Here is a 12835-nt window from a genome sequence, read left to right as displayed (position 1 = left end):
ATCAGAAGTGGTCCTTATTTTTATTCAAAAATAATCAAAGCCTGTGAAATTTTACTCGTCGTAAAATTTCACAGGCTTTTTCATTTCAGAGGAGGGTTTTGTCCCAGCCTCGTTACATAGCTGCCGTTAACATTACCATTTTGCTATATGCTCTTCAGAGCAGCCTAACATTTGCCTTACAGTTAATGTCGAGCCGTCGTAAAGTTTAATGCGGCCGTTGAAGTATCCGACAAGCTGATGTACTTCTGAGCTGACGACCTGCACATTCGTTTTGGCTACACGCTTAAAAAAGGGGGTAAATGTCAGTTGAACATCGTTTGAAAAACGTGTCCGAATAGTCCAAGGACGTAAAAAGTTGCTTGGGTCATAATGAAAGAGTACGTCTTCGTGGATTTTCGTCATTTTCCCATCAATGAACACGGCATTTTCTGTCATTCCAGTGCCGTCTGTCCACTTGCCTCCAAAATTAAGCCCGATCCTGCGGCCGCCAGCTCGCTGTGAAGCCATTGCCCAATTCCATTCAGCTTTGCGGGGCCAAACCCCGCGGCCGTAATCCAAAACGGAAAAACTATAGTCAGGATTGAAATCGTACCGTCTTCTGCCAATTTTAACAAAGCCGGAAGTCGGTAAGGAATGATGCTTCGCTGTGAATTGGAAAATTTCACGATTTTTCGGAATGACAACATTCAATGACTCGTCTTCCTCGGGATGTATAATATGCAAATCAGCGTGCAACACTTCATTGTCAAAGTCTTGAATGGTGACAGAAAGATGTGTTTCGTTTTGAAGATGGACAAATTGGAGAGAGAGCTGGTCATTCACGAATTTCACATTGCCTAATACATCCTCAGGCATTTTCACCTTTCGGCTTAAAGGAATCGTAATTTGTTTTTCAAAAAAACGTTGCGTTTCATAATCCAATATATAGACAAAACAGACTGCCGCATAATCAAGATGACTGATCGTTGCGGAAAACATGAGATCTTCTCCAAACACACACCAATAATTCCACTTTTTCTTACGCATGAAGTGGCCACGTAAGTTGCTCGTAATGATCGGCTTTCGAGCAAAGCCAATCGCCTCAGGATTCAATAGACCTTTCCGGTCGCAAAGAAAAACTTCGTTCTTGATTTCACGTTCAGCATGCTGCAAGAAGGTTTCCCCCAATCCATTGTCTTTTCTTACTTTATATTGTATCAGATATGATCGAATGTTAGTGTTCAGCAAGCATTATCGTGAAGTTCATTTGATATAAACTGAAAACAGCTTCATGTATCATTGTCTTTTATATTGCCCCTTGTTATAATTGATTTGTATATATTTTCGGGGCATTAGCTCAGCTGGGAGAGTGTCACGCTGGCAGTGTGAAGGTCAGGGGTTCGAACCCCCTATGCTCCATAGGTCTAAAACCTTGTCAAATCAATGTTTGATAGGGTTTCTTTTTTTGCGCTCATTCGATTTTTGGGGTACTTCCGGTTGCCGTGTGCCCAGAGTGTGCCCGATTGATAAAATTACGGGTAAAAACATCACTTGCCAGCTCATCATCCTTCTGTGTAATGTGTCCATAAATATTTAATGTCGTCTTGATATTTGAATGTCCTAATCTCTCTTGAACGATTTTCATATTTATGCCCTGACTTATTAATAAGGACGCGGAAGAGTGCCGCAAATCATGAAAAGAAATCTTTTTCAGTTCAAATCTATCCACAATTCGTCCCCAGAATTGCGTGACGGAGTCTGGGCGCATAACTTCACCGTTAACTTGTGTAAATAACATAGTGACTTCCTTGCCCTCATGATCGGTTAGCGTTGTTTTAATTGGTTCGCCGTTTCTATCCTCAGGGTTAGGGCGTGTATTTGCCGTACCTAACTCCATGCGTATTTTCAAAATATGTTTATAGTATGCGTTCATCTCTTCAAGAAGTTCTTTTGGCAGAGTGATTGTCCGTGCCTCTCCACTCTTGGTCTCTTTTAATTCCAAACCTTTTTCATTCGTATAAACAAGCGCTCGTTTAATGTCGATCGTATTGTTTTTTAAATGGATAGCATCCATGCCAATGCCGAGTATTTCTTCACGTCTCAGTGCTCCAAATATGGCCAAACGGATAATTAAGGATTGGTGCCAACGTAATTTATCCAATATAGCGAGCACTTGTCTAATTTCATCCTCGTCATAGAATGGTCGTTTCTTCGCACGATGCTTCGGCTTATCTACTCCAATCATCGGATCGACATCGAAGAAGTTCCATTCAGTCGCTTTCTTAAAGATGCTTTTAAGGATTTCGTATTTCTTCACCAACGATTTCCGTCCAGCTTTTCTCTCCTTCGTGAAATACTCTACCAGATGGGCTGTTTCAATCTCTTGAATATTACGAGGATGATAATATTCAAGGATTTCTTCTAATACATACATGTTTTTGGAGTAGGTAGTCGAAGCCCAATTTGTTTCAGCGAAGTTCTTTTGCCAGTACTCAACCAATCCTTTAAAACTCATTGTCTTAGATACAACATCAGCAGACTCTTCCACTTCAATTTCAAAGTCTCGCAGCATTCTTTTTAATTCACGGGGTCCGGAAGGGTAGACTACCTTTGTTTTACGGACACGATTCCCGTTCATATCTCGTCCGGCTTCTGCAAATAATCGATATCCTCCATTTTTATGCTTCGTGTAATATCCCATAACAAATACCCCCTTTTTAAATCCAAGTTGACAGTGTTTCTTCTATATAAATAGCAATCAAGAAATTTCAACACATTTTTATCACCTCCTTTGAGGGTATAAGATTAAAACCCTCCATAAGCAATCCTGTTAGCAAACAATCTATGATAATACCGATTTAGTCTTTCAGCCGCGAAAATAGGTGTCACATTAAATAAAGCAACAATCATCTTGATGGCATCCGTTTTATCTAACGGGAGATTAACCCTTTGTAACATATATGTAGGTACGCAAAACTCGTACATGAAGTTATTCGCTTGCCATTCTTGGAGTTGGATAAACAGTTGATGCATTTTCCGTTGATCCCCTGCGTGGTGTAATAAGTGGTATAATTCATGACCAAAATCCTGCTGTAATTCAGGAGGTGATAAGTTTTTGTTTAAAAAAATATACTTTTCATCCCCGTCAATAATCCCACGACTGCTGCCCTCATATAAGTGAAGATACACTCCTAATTTATCTGAGATGTCGAACATGTTTAGTTGTAGCGGGTGAGTGATGTCCAAATTTGTGAGAAGTTTATATACATAAGCTTCCATATGATTTTGATGATAAATTATCATGAGATGTCCCCCTTGGTGTTCAAACGTACGTTCGCTTTAATGGTGAAAATATGGCCCTATCATATCGACAGGGCGTTTAGTGTTTTATTTTAGGTCAATTATTTCAGTTTCAGTACCCCAAAATCCGGTTTGTACTTGGAGTTGCAAGTCATTTGATTCCGCAACCTCAGGAGCTACGTCAAAAACGACCTTTCCAGTTATTTCAGAATCAGGATTTAATGATTGGAGGAAGAAGCTATTATCGATATTGCCATCATCACTTTGATTGGCCGACATGCTTCCCATCGTGTCGGCTTCGTAAGTTTTTTCTCCACGCTTCAGCTTAAAGAAACTTGAATCAACTGTAACTGCTTCATTGCCATCGTTTTTCAATGTAACATCAATAACTACGTATTGACCACTTGCTTTTTGAGGCAATACTTTGGGACCTACTTGGTTGGCTACACTTTTTTCATTTACTCTGTACACCATCTTCCCAACATTTACAGTGTCCCCAATTGCAAAAGATTTTGGTTCGTCTTTCTTTTTCTCTTCTTTCTCTACCTTTTCTTTTTTCTTTTCCTCAGCTGTTTCTTTTTTATTTCCATCGCCTTTACTATCATTCTTAGTAGCAGGCCCCGATGTCTCAGCTTTTTCTTGACTTTCTGCCTCATCGCTACCCGGATTGACAATTGCAATTAGTAATATAACTGCAATCAACCATACCCACCATTTTTTGTAAAACGGCTTTTTCACTTTTTCTGACACAACAATCCCCCCAGATATGTTCTGTTCATTTTTTATCTAAATGTCTCTAAAATTAGATACATTTTAGCTGTTTTTATTGTTTCTGCGTTTCTTAATGATTTCCCATATTTGTCTTAATTCTTCTTGATCTTGTTCTTCACTGGCAGCGACATCCCTGAAAAAGTGGTTTAGCTCTGGATTGGATGCGAAAGCTTGGAACTCTTCTTCATCCGAGCGATTCGGACTTTCTGTTCTGCCCATTAACCATTCAACCGACACATCATAAAGATCAGCCATTTTATTAAGAATTTCTGTATGAGGATCTCTATAATTTCTTTCATATCCGGATAGAGTTCCATTGGACACACCTAATTTTTTTGCTGCTTCCATTTGAGTGTATCCTGCATCTTCACGTGCTTTCTTTAACCTTTTTCCTAATATAGCCATAAGAACACCTCAGAAATAATATACCAAATTTAAGCGTAACGTTTAACAATATATGCGATTCGCTTAAAAGTATTAATAAAACAGTTGACTTGTGCGTAACGCTTAGTTTATACTGAATACAAGTTAAGCGTATCGCTTACAAGAGAGGAGGGATAACATGAAGCCTGTTCATCTTAAAATCGAAGAAATAAGAACCCGAAAAGGGGTTACTAAAACTCATATCGCAAAAGAATGTGGTAAAACAGTTGCTTGGTATCATGGCATATCGGTTGGAAGGAGAATTCCTAACGTAGAGTCTCTTCAAGCGATTGCGAATGCCTTAGAGGTAGATATAAAGGATTTTTTTGAAAATGAATTAAGCGATACGCTTAACGAGGATAAAATAAAAGGTGAAAAGAGCGTTGTTTAAGTCAGTCATTTAAAAAACGAAGTCAGATAGGGGGTGTTACTGATGGATAAGGTCAGAGGCGTTGAAGCATTGTCTGAGTACTTAAAAAAGAACAATTGCCCTATGTCTAAATCAACCATCTATAGGCTACTGAGGAAGAATCAGATTCCTTGTAGAAGGCCGACGCCAAACATTTTGATTTTCGATCTAAAAGCAATTGATCGATGGTTGAGTTCGGATTATGAGGACGAACCGCAGAAAGGACTTCGATTAGTAGAAAGGGAGGTAGCAAGATGAATGAATTGAAGGTGATTTCTTTCGAAGGTCAACTTGTCACGGAAAGTAGATTAGTAGCTGAAATGGTAGATCAGCAGCATAAAGAATTACTTCGAACGATTAGAAATTACATCGGAATATTAACCGGCGCAGGATTGCGCTCGTTGGATTTCTTCATTCCGCATACTTACCAAGATGCCAAAAAAGAGGTTAGACCATGCTTTCTTATTACAAGAAAAGGTTGCGACATGGTAGCCAATAAAATGACAGGCGAGAAAGGTGTCCTGTTTACAGCGGAGTATGTCACACGTTTTGAAGAAATGGAGAAGGAACTTCTAACTCCAAAAGTTTTGACTCCAAAAGAGCAACTCATGGCATCCATGCAACTGACGCTCGAAACAGCTCAAGAAGTAGAAGATATTAAAAGTAAAGTCGAACAGCTGGAAGATAAGGTCGAGAATCAAATGACATTGGACTACAGCATGCAGCGGAGATTGCAAAAAGCAGTAGCAGCCCGTATTTATACTTTGTGTGATGACGGTAAGGAAAGGCCAAGATTGTTTCGAGAGTTGTACCGAGAAATCAAGGACCGATTCGGTGTTGCTTCATATAAAGATGTACGACGAAAGGATTTGCAGGCGGCCATTTGGTACGTGGAAGCTTGGATACCGCGAAGAGCGGCGTGAGAGGGCCGGGGGAGGGACCCCGGCAAGGTGAAATGTATGTGTAAGAGGTTGTTGTTGCGGAGTATTTGAGAGGTTACATCTATAGAGTACAACACCCTTTACAGAGAGAGTATTCCGATTTGGAATAAGGGGGTGAGGATATGTTGTATGGATCGATTTTAAAAGCTTGTCGAGAAAGAAAAGGTTGGAATCAAGAAGAAATGGCTCACCGGTTGCACGTTAACCAGTCGGATATATCGAAATACGAAAACAACGTAAAAGAACCACCTATGTCACTGTTCCAAAAATGGGCGCTGGTAACGGGATCACAAGATGTGTTGGTGGCTTATATGTTGGGCGTTGAGGGTGTCACGATATTAACTACTATTCTATCGACAGTCGGAACAGCGATTGTTGGCGGATTCATTAACTTAGGAGGGTTGTTATGAGGTCAGAGGAAAAACAGCTTCGCCAAGATTTAACAGCGTTTATAGAAAAAATGCAAAAACATGGCATCGAAATTAAGACAATAAAAAAACCGACTGACGTTGGAGCGTCAAATCGGATGTGAAAAATCATTTGGTATCTACATTATACCACAGGGGCTTTGGCTCCTGTCAAGAAGTCCATGAACGGAGTTTCCTCCAATCATCTATCCCACGGCAAACTCATGGGCTTCTTGATGGGATTCAACCATCAGAAAGGGTGAGGATGTGCTGACATTAGCGGAAAAGCTTCAAATTATCGTGATCGCGTTGCCTTGGATTGTGATGTACTTCATGATCATTGGTCGCATCTTAGAAAGGAGAGAGCGGCGTGAGCGAAATGCAAAGGGCTTGGAGTAACTTCTGCGGCGAATGTGAACGGGATTTCAAGCCGGGCGAAATCGTTTACTACGCATGGATCGAAAATGGAACATTTTGCGGGAAATGCCAAGCGAAATTGTCTCCTGTCATTAGGGATTGGGAGCATAGGCAAGTTCCGAGAAAGGAGGATTGACTTGGAACATCCAGCAATCACGCAAACGATGCGGACAGGCTATCCGGAAATTGATTACTTGGAGCATGAGCGTTACCGAAACGCGAATTACAAGGCGGAGGATTATCCGGTTGAGGATTACTTCGGATCGGAAATCCAAGCAGGAGACAAATACATCATGACTGACAGCGGACATGTTGTGTTGGAAGGCAATATTCGGGATTACTTGCAAGAGACATTAGGAGCGGTGTTTTACGAAGCAAAATAAAAGATCCACTGCAGCAACAGCGGATCAATGAGGTCCTTATGACAAACATATACAACACCATTATACATAAGGACCTCTTACAAAATCAATAGGAGGGGTTTACATGCAAGCGGAAATTTTAACGAGCACGTTGGATATGAACCGACAGGAATGGCTCGAAGCCCGAAAAAACGGTATCGGTGGCAGCGATGTATCAGCTATTGCTGGTCTAAACAAATGGAAATCCCCAGTTGGAGTGTATTTAGACAAAGTAGGCGCTACGCCGACAGAAGACACAGCAGGAGAGGCAGCATACTGGGGCAATGTGATGGAAGACGTTGTAGCCCAAGAGTTTAGTAAACGCACAGGGCTAAAGGTGAGACGTAGGAATGCAATCTTAAAGCATCCCGAATATCCGTGGATGTTGGCGAACGTAGATCGGCTCATTGTTGGAAAACGTGAAGGATTGGAATGCAAGACAGCTTCGGAGTATTTGAAGGGTGGTTGGGAAGGTGAAGAAATCCCTGCTGCTTATCTATTGCAAATCCAGCATTACATGGCCGTAACGGGATATAAAGCATGGTATATCGCTGTATTGATCGGCGGCAATAAATTTCTTTATAAACGTATCGAACGAGACGAGGAAATCATCAATTACCTGATTACGATTGAAAAGGACTTTTGGTTGAACAATGTTTTGGCGGAGGAGCCACCAACCTTCGATGGGTCACAAGCTTCGGTGGATTTGCTGAAGGCATTGTACCCGGAATCCAAACCAACATCTGAAACGATGCTGCCAAGTGAAGCTGAGACACTGATCGATGCATTGGATGCAATCAATGTTGAATTAAAGACCATCGAAACTCAGAAGAAAGAGTACGAGAATCGTCTCAAAGACATGATGAAGGATAACGAAAAAGGCTATGTCGGAGAAAGGCAAGTCATCTGGAAGTCATACGTTACCAACCGTTTCGACTCCAAGCGATTCAAAGAAGAGCAACCGGATCTGTATGAACAATATATCAACCAATCAAAAGCACGCCGATTCTCGGTGAAATAAGGGGAGGAAATTATCCATGTCAAAGACAAAAGAAGCGGTAAAAAATCAACTCCAACAACGAGCTAACAATGGAGTTCAAAAGCAAGTCAGTCCTGAACAGTCTCTCAATGCTCTGTTAAAACGAATGGGACCGGAAATCCAACGAGCATTACCGAAACATTTGGATGCAGATCGTATCGCTCGAATCGCCATGACAGCGGTCAGAACAACTCCAAAACTTCTGGAATGCGACCAAATGTCTTTTATCGCAGCAATCATGCAATCGGCACAACTTGGAGTAGAACCGAATACAGGATTAGGACAAGCGTATCTGATTCCTTACGGCAAGCAAGTACAGTTCCAGTTAGGTTACAAGGGTCTGATTGATCTTGCAGTACGAAGTGGACAATACAAGGCGATTTACGCACATGAGGTTTACGAGAATGATGAATTTGAATTTCATTACGGATTGACAAAGGACTTGATTCATAAACCGGCTTCTATGCCAACAGGGGAGCCAATCGGATATTACGCAGTCTACCACCTACAAAACGGCGGTTACGACTTCGTGTATTGGACAAGGGAACGCATTGATCAACATGCTCAGAAGTTCAGCCAGGCAGTTCAGAAAGGCTGGACAAGCCCATGGAAGACGAACTATGACGCTATGGCGAAAAAGACTGTGTTGAAAGAAGTCTTGAAATACGCTCCTAAATCAATCGAACTGCAGAAGTCGGTTGAAGCTGACTCCACGATCAAGAATGAGATCAGTGAGGATATGAGCGATGTAATTGATGTTACTGACTACTCGGTATATGAAGAACAAGAGTCAGTAGAGAAGAAACAAACAGCAGCGGAAGCGGTAGAAAAAATGGTGTGAGGGGGCAACCCCTCTCCTAAATAAAAGGAGGAATTTGTAATGGCGAGACCACGAAATTACAACCCTCTTGTGTATGTGGTTAATCAACGGAATTTATCCAGAGCGAAAAATAAAGGTGAAAAACAATTTAAAGCCTATTTAAGGAATTGTGGCAGCAATTACATTAAGCGACCGGAAGTAAGGCAATGCATTCTGGATAGATATAATCACCAATGCGCAGAGTGCGAAGCTACACAAAATTTACAAGTTGATCACATCATTTCAGTTTATCAAGGGTGGAAACAAGGACTTGATATTGAAGTGATAAATACTTTGGAAAATCTGCAGATACTATGCAGATCATGCAACGCAAGTAAACTTCCATAAATAAAGGGGGTGGGAACGTGTCAGGCGTACAAACGGAAAATGGATTCACAAAGATAGCGAATGAGTTACTGGAACAGATAGCAACCTTCAAATTCAACGGCTCGGAATTTCGCATCATCATGACCATATGGAGATTCACATACGGTTTTAACCGAAAAAGCCATCCTTTGTCTACCAGCTTCATCGCGGAAGCGGTAGGGATAGAAAACTCTCGAGTTAGAAAAGTGCTAAAGAAACTAATTGATAACAATGTAATTCATGTGTTAGAAGAAGCGACTTTTAACGAATCCCGCGTGTTGGCTTTTAACAAAAATTATGCAAGTTGGAAGGTCGAAAAAGACTGGAGGGGCGAAGAAACACCCCACTGTGACAAAAATGCACAACCGGAGGGGGCAAATAAGACACAACCCCAGGGGTCTGAAAGAACACAACCCCAGGGGTCAAATACCACCCCCAAGAAAGAAACTCTTAAAGACAATCTTAAAGAAAATGTTAAAGACAACAACAGCAAACCTGTCGTTGTTGTTGACGATGAATTTGCAAAGTTATCGACTTTTTATGCAGAAAACATAGGACCTCTCAATGCGGCTATCGGTGATGAATTAAGCGCTATGTGCGACATGATTAATCCAGAACTGGCTTTGCTGGCCTTGAAAGAATCTGTTTTAGCAAATGCAAATAACAAGATCAGATACACCTATTCGATTTTAAAAAGCTGGCAATCCCAAAGATTCCAAACAGCTGCAGACGTGGAACGAGCAGAGGCGAGGAAAAGGAATCATGCACAAATGAGCAACGGGAAAGTGCGGTCTCTATTCGATCCATCACCCGAAACCTTAAAACGCCAACAAGAGCAGATTGAGAAGTATCGCGGCAAGGAAATCGACATGTCTGGATTGCCGTACTGACGGGAGGGATTCGGTTGGTCATAGCACAAACAGTATTCGAATTATTAGGTGTGCGGCGAGTGGAGGATATGTTTTTTAAAATCCATCCCGATTACATCAAACACGTTTCGGAAGTCCGTATGGAGAAAGTCGATTGTCCACGATGTAATCAGAAAACAAAGGATGCATGGGTGTATTGCTATGACGGTGATTGGTTGCAAGAAAATGTCTGGCCGATCTGTCATGAGTGCGAGAAAGCAGCCTATGCGAAGGATGCAGGAGCCAAGTTGGTGCAAAAGCACAAAGATGTCATCGATGGGGATTGGTACTTCATCCGTCCGGACGATACAGCAGGATTTAAAAATTTTGAGGAAATGAATGTTGCGACTGGTGCTGCTAAACAACAGGCGGCTGATTATGTTAAACGGCTTATGGATGGAGAGGTACGGAATCTGCGGATTTCCGGTACACCAGGAACAGGCAAAACGCATTTAGCTAAGGCGGTTGCGAGGACACTTAGACATAAAGGCATGCGTGTAGCATTCATCGAATCCGTCAAGCTGTTTGACAAGATCAAAGGTATGTTTGGTAATCCAGTTGCACAAGAACGCTTTGAAGATCATTTTAAGAAGTTTGATTTAGTGGTGATCGATGATGTCGGTGTCGAGACGCACAAAGAAGATGAATTGTCATGGTCCAGCAAAGAATGGGTGCGCTTAATCGATCTGCGCTATGGAAAATCTACCGTCTACACTACTAATTTCGATAAAGAATCATTGCGGAAGGTGATTGGCGCACGGGCGCTGTCACGCATGAACGAAAACACTGAGGACATTGAGATTTTTACGCCGGGTGAGGATTACCGGGAGAAATTATTTTACTGAGGGGGAATCGATATGACTGAAAAAGTGAAGTTGTCAAAACAAGTGGCAGAAGCGATTGAAAAACTTAGAAATGCAGATTACACAGATTTCGGTATTGTGAGCGTAATAGCAGGAGGAGCGCAAATTCTTCCGCAAAATTTGGCTAAGTGCTTCGTAGTTATTCGAAAGTGGACTTATCAAGAAAATGGCGCATGCGCTGATAAGCTGCTTGATGCCTTGCGAACAGGTTATGAAATCGAGGACGAATACAAGGTTGGAGATTGGGTGATATGGGATGACAGATCCGGTATTGCGATGATCAATAGTTTGCATTTAAGAGAGAAAGATAAATGGGTTAGCGATGTTTATGATTGCTGGGAAGACAAGAACAAGATAATCCGTCATGCCACTACCGAAGAAATCAAAGCCGAGAAGGAGCGCCGCAAATGGGCGAAAATCGGCAGGAAGCCGGGGGAATTTCGGGATGGTGACCTCGGAATTTCCGAACACGGGAACTATATTGATACTCCAAGTATTTTAAAAGCTCGTTACGAACTCGGGCAACTACGAGGCTTTTATCCTGCCGAATCCTTAATTTCGTTTGGAGGTGGGAAGGATGACTAAGAAATTTCTCATCCGAAGATATTACTGTAAACCCGAAGAGATGGAAGTCGATATGAACGATCTTTACAACGAAGGATATTATCCAAAAGAAATCAAATTGGATGACTATCAAGATATAGTTGATGCCACTGTCATTTACGAATTGGAAGGTGACTCCAATGCCTAACTGGATCCAAAGCGGCAGCATCTACTACGTGCAACCGACACGCAAATATACACACGCTGAGTTACAAGCAGACTTGGACAAGCTGTATGCCAAGTTGGCATCGGCAAAACTAAAGCAAAAGGGGATGACGGCATGACTAAAGTGTTCGGAATTGGTGCAGTTGTTAGACCGTCACAGGAGACGGAACGCAGGTACTTCATTGAGCAACTCAACAAACTCGGAATCTATGAAAATATGAAAGGGAAACCGTTAGAGAAAGAAAGCTATCACACGCTACGGACGATGTTGGCGACGAAGAGGGCGGTGGCGCAGTGAGCAGGGTGATTAAGTTTCGGGCTTGGGATGAAGCAGAAAAGTGGATGGGCGAAGTAAGCTCCATTGATTTCGAAGAAGGATACTTGTTTTTGACTACAAGAAATTCCGATGATGAAAACCGATTTGACTTACGCGCAATTCCATTAATGCAATTCACCGGCCTATACGACAAGAACGGCGCGGAGATTTATGAGGGAGATATTTTACGAGTTTGGCAAGAGGATGAATATATTCCTAATCGGGATAGAGGAGGCGGAATAATCGATTATGACAAGGAAAAAGGTTTCTCTCAAATTGGCAAAGTTGGTTTCACAGGATGCTCTTTTGATTACAGAACAGTTAAGACTCTAAGCGGTAAGGAAGAAAAAATCCATGCTCCTATTGATTGGATAAACAATTACGAAGTCATCGGAAACATCTACGAACATCCTCACTTGTTGGAGGTAGCGCAATGACCATCACTCAAGCACATTACCAACAAGCAGAAGCAAATGGTATCAGCCGTTCAGCATTGCGGCAACGTATCAAACGCAAATGGAGCATCGATCGAGCTGTGAGTGAGCCGATTGTATCTAACGCAGAAGCGGTCAAGCGGGCAGCGGCTAAGACGCCGTTTCGAAAGACAAACGGCTTGCACTTCGGAAGGGAGCGGTTTTATTGATTAACCGTGTTGTATTAGTTGGGCG

23 protein-coding genes and 1 tRNA gene are annotated in these 12835 nt (G+C 41.9%); 19 read left to right on the top strand and 5 right to left on the bottom strand.

The annotated features are described in order from the left end of the window. Positions 1 to 132: 132 nt before the first annotated feature. Positions 133 to 1152, bottom strand: coding sequence for a DUF2804 domain-containing protein (locus WFH04_RS05165; RefSeq protein ID WP_336822995.1), 1020 nt, complete (start codon positions 1150 to 1152; stop codon positions 133 to 135). Positions 1153 to 1325: 173 nt separating this feature from the next. On the opposite strand from WFH04_RS05165, the gene WFH04_RS05160 reads away from it, so the two are divergent. Beyond that, a tRNA-Ala gene (locus WFH04_RS05160) sits at positions 1326 to 1398 on the top strand. A 52-nt stretch (positions 1399 to 1450) separates the two neighbouring features. On the opposite strand, the gene WFH04_RS05155 is transcribed toward WFH04_RS05160, so the two are convergent. The 4 genes from WFH04_RS05155 to WFH04_RS05140 all read right to left on the bottom strand — a co-directional run bounded on the left by WFH04_RS05155 (position 1451) and on the right by WFH04_RS05140 (position 4455). After that, a complete protein-coding gene (locus WFH04_RS05155) occupies positions 1451 to 2680 on the bottom strand; it encodes a tyrosine-type recombinase/integrase (protein WP_336822994.1) in 1230 nt (409 codons plus the stop codon). A 104-nt stretch (positions 2681 to 2784) separates the two neighbouring features. Continuing rightward, on the bottom strand, positions 2785 to 3282 hold the full coding sequence (locus WFH04_RS05150) for an ImmA/IrrE family metallo-endopeptidase (protein WP_336822993.1): 498 nt from the start codon (positions 3280 to 3282) through the stop codon (positions 2785 to 2787). An 84-nt stretch (positions 3283 to 3366) separates the two neighbouring features. Then, positions 3367 to 4029, bottom strand: a complete 663-nt coding sequence (locus tag WFH04_RS05145; protein WP_408020169.1) for a DUF4352 domain-containing protein — start codon at positions 4027 to 4029, stop codon at positions 3367 to 3369. Positions 4030 to 4092: 63 nt separating this feature from the next. Then, a complete protein-coding gene (locus WFH04_RS05140) occupies positions 4093 to 4455 on the bottom strand; it encodes a helix-turn-helix domain-containing protein (protein ID WP_336822992.1) in 363 nt (120 codons plus the stop codon). Positions 4456 to 4612: 157 nt separating this feature from the next. Between WFH04_RS05140 and WFH04_RS05135 the strand changes: the two genes are divergently transcribed. The 18 genes from WFH04_RS05135 to WFH04_RS05050 all read left to right on the top strand — a co-directional run bounded on the left by WFH04_RS05135 (position 4613) and on the right by WFH04_RS05050 (position 12810). After that, positions 4613 to 4864 carry a helix-turn-helix domain-containing protein gene (locus WFH04_RS05135; RefSeq protein WP_336822991.1) on the top strand — a complete coding sequence of 84 codons (252 nt, stop codon included), beginning with the start codon at positions 4613 to 4615 and terminating at the stop codon, positions 4862 to 4864. 42 nt (positions 4865 to 4906) lie between these two features. Next, positions 4907 to 5140, top strand: coding sequence for a helix-turn-helix transcriptional regulator (locus WFH04_RS05130; RefSeq protein ID WP_336822990.1), 234 nt, complete (start codon positions 4907 to 4909; stop codon positions 5138 to 5140). After that, positions 5137 to 5805, top strand: coding sequence for a Rha family transcriptional regulator (locus tag WFH04_RS05125; protein WP_336822989.1), 669 nt, complete (start codon positions 5137 to 5139; stop codon positions 5803 to 5805). The genes WFH04_RS05130 and WFH04_RS05125 overlap by 4 nt, the downstream gene beginning before the upstream one ends. Before the next feature lie 140 nt (positions 5806 to 5945). Continuing rightward, positions 5946 to 6233, top strand: coding sequence for a helix-turn-helix domain-containing protein (locus WFH04_RS05120; protein ID WP_336822988.1), 288 nt, complete (start codon positions 5946 to 5948; stop codon positions 6231 to 6233). After that, positions 6230 to 6355 (top strand): hypothetical protein, encoded by a 126-nt coding sequence (locus WFH04_RS05115; RefSeq protein ID WP_336822987.1) that lies wholly within the window; start codon positions 6230 to 6232, stop codon positions 6353 to 6355. Before WFH04_RS05120 ends, WFH04_RS05115 begins: the two co-directional genes overlap by 4 nt. 142 nt (positions 6356 to 6497) lie before the next feature. Beyond that, a complete protein-coding gene (locus WFH04_RS05110; RefSeq protein WP_336822986.1) occupies positions 6498 to 6629 on the top strand; it encodes a hypothetical protein in 132 nt (43 codons plus the stop codon). A gap of 155 nt (positions 6630 to 6784) precedes the next feature. Beyond that, on the top strand, positions 6785 to 7030 hold the full coding sequence (locus WFH04_RS05105) for a YqaI family protein (protein WP_336822985.1): 246 nt from the start codon (positions 6785 to 6787) through the stop codon (positions 7028 to 7030). Positions 7031 to 7133: 103 nt separating this feature from the next. Continuing rightward, positions 7134 to 8069, top strand: a complete 936-nt coding sequence (locus WFH04_RS05100) for a YqaJ viral recombinase family nuclease (RefSeq protein ID WP_336822984.1) — start codon at positions 7134 to 7136, stop codon at positions 8067 to 8069. 16 nt (positions 8070 to 8085) lie between these two features. Beyond that, a complete protein-coding gene (locus tag WFH04_RS05095; protein ID WP_336822983.1) occupies positions 8086 to 8928 on the top strand; it encodes a recombinase RecT in 843 nt (280 codons plus the stop codon). A 39-nt stretch (positions 8929 to 8967) separates the two neighbouring features. Continuing rightward, a complete protein-coding gene (locus WFH04_RS05090; protein ID WP_336822982.1) occupies positions 8968 to 9294 on the top strand; it encodes an HNH endonuclease in 327 nt (108 codons plus the stop codon). 17 nt (positions 9295 to 9311) lie between these two features. Then, the gene (locus WFH04_RS05085) at positions 9312 to 10202 is read left to right on the top strand and encodes a replication protein (protein WP_336822981.1); all 891 of its coding nucleotides are present in this window, start codon (positions 9312 to 9314) and stop codon (positions 10200 to 10202) included. A 14-nt stretch (positions 10203 to 10216) separates the two neighbouring features. Then, entirely contained in the window at positions 10217 to 11065 is an 849-nt protein-coding gene (locus WFH04_RS05080; protein WP_336822980.1) for an ATP-binding protein, read from the top strand. A 12-nt stretch (positions 11066 to 11077) separates the two neighbouring features. Then, positions 11078 to 11668, top strand: a complete 591-nt coding sequence (locus WFH04_RS05075) for a hypothetical protein (protein ID WP_336822979.1) — start codon at positions 11078 to 11080, stop codon at positions 11666 to 11668. Beyond that, on the top strand, positions 11661 to 11834 hold the full coding sequence (locus WFH04_RS05070) for a hypothetical protein (RefSeq protein ID WP_336822978.1): 174 nt from the start codon (positions 11661 to 11663) through the stop codon (positions 11832 to 11834). Before WFH04_RS05075 ends, WFH04_RS05070 begins: the two co-directional genes overlap by 8 nt. Continuing rightward, positions 11827 to 11970: a hypothetical protein gene (locus WFH04_RS05065; RefSeq protein ID WP_336822977.1), complete on the top strand. Its 144-nt coding sequence runs from the start codon at positions 11827 to 11829 to the stop codon at positions 11968 to 11970. The genes WFH04_RS05070 and WFH04_RS05065 overlap by 8 nt, the downstream gene beginning before the upstream one ends. Further along, a complete protein-coding gene (locus WFH04_RS05060; RefSeq protein ID WP_336822976.1) occupies positions 11967 to 12149 on the top strand; it encodes a hypothetical protein in 183 nt (60 codons plus the stop codon). The genes WFH04_RS05065 and WFH04_RS05060 overlap by 4 nt, the downstream gene beginning before the upstream one ends. After that, positions 12146 to 12604 (top strand): YopX family protein, encoded by a 459-nt coding sequence (locus WFH04_RS05055; protein ID WP_336822975.1) that lies wholly within the window; start codon positions 12146 to 12148, stop codon positions 12602 to 12604. Before WFH04_RS05060 ends, WFH04_RS05055 begins: the two co-directional genes overlap by 4 nt. Beyond that, entirely contained in the window at positions 12601 to 12810 is a 210-nt protein-coding gene (locus WFH04_RS05050; protein WP_336822974.1) for a hypothetical protein, read from the top strand. Before WFH04_RS05055 ends, WFH04_RS05050 begins: the two co-directional genes overlap by 4 nt. Positions 12811 to 12835: the final 25 nt, after the last annotated feature.

This window comes from Sporosarcina sp. USHLN248, from assembly GCF_037144575.1.
GTDB lineage: Bacteria > Bacillota > Bacilli > Bacillales_A > Planococcaceae > Sporosarcina > Sporosarcina contaminans.
This window is presented reverse-complemented; position numbering and strand designations above follow the sequence as displayed.

Excerpts from the sequence above, each read along its gene's own strand:
- WFH04_RS05155 (WP_336822994.1), bottom strand. The coding sequence starts at position 2,680 with ATGGGATATTACACGAAGCATAAAAATGGAGGATATCGATTATTTGCA.
- WFH04_RS05065 (WP_336822977.1), top strand. The coding sequence starts at position 11,827 with ATGCCTAACTGGATCCAAAGCGGCAGCATCTACTACGTGCAACCGACA.
- WFH04_RS05075 (WP_336822979.1), top strand. The coding sequence starts at position 11,078 with ATGACTGAAAAAGTGAAGTTGTCAAAACAAGTGGCAGAAGCGATTGAA.
- WFH04_RS05100 (WP_336822984.1), top strand. The coding sequence starts at position 7,134 with ATGCAAGCGGAAATTTTAACGAGCACGTTGGATATGAACCGACAGGAA.
- WFH04_RS05070 (WP_336822978.1), top strand. The coding sequence starts at position 11,661 with ATGACTAAGAAATTTCTCATCCGAAGATATTACTGTAAACCCGAAGAG.
- WFH04_RS05135 (WP_336822991.1), top strand. The coding sequence starts at position 4,613 with ATGAAGCCTGTTCATCTTAAAATCGAAGAAATAAGAACCCGAAAAGGG.
- WFH04_RS05120 (WP_336822988.1), top strand. The coding sequence starts at position 5,946 with ATGTTGTATGGATCGATTTTAAAAGCTTGTCGAGAAAGAAAAGGTTGG.
- WFH04_RS05140 (WP_336822992.1), bottom strand. The coding sequence starts at position 4,455 with ATGGCTATATTAGGAAAAAGGTTAAAGAAAGCACGTGAAGATGCAGGA.
- WFH04_RS05095 (WP_336822983.1), top strand. The coding sequence starts at position 8,086 with ATGTCAAAGACAAAAGAAGCGGTAAAAAATCAACTCCAACAACGAGCT.
- WFH04_RS05125 (WP_336822989.1), top strand. The coding sequence starts at position 5,137 with ATGAATGAATTGAAGGTGATTTCTTTCGAAGGTCAACTTGTCACGGAA.
- WFH04_RS05115 (WP_336822987.1), top strand. The coding sequence starts at position 6,230 with ATGAGGTCAGAGGAAAAACAGCTTCGCCAAGATTTAACAGCGTTTATA.
- WFH04_RS05150 (WP_336822993.1), bottom strand. The coding sequence starts at position 3,282 with ATGATAATTTATCATCAAAATCATATGGAAGCTTATGTATATAAACTT.
- WFH04_RS05060 (WP_336822976.1), top strand. The coding sequence starts at position 11,967 with ATGACTAAAGTGTTCGGAATTGGTGCAGTTGTTAGACCGTCACAGGAG.
- WFH04_RS05090 (WP_336822982.1), top strand. The coding sequence starts at position 8,968 with ATGGCGAGACCACGAAATTACAACCCTCTTGTGTATGTGGTTAATCAA.
- WFH04_RS05130 (WP_336822990.1), top strand. The coding sequence starts at position 4,907 with ATGGATAAGGTCAGAGGCGTTGAAGCATTGTCTGAGTACTTAAAAAAG.
- WFH04_RS05050 (WP_336822974.1), top strand. The coding sequence starts at position 12,601 with ATGACCATCACTCAAGCACATTACCAACAAGCAGAAGCAAATGGTATC.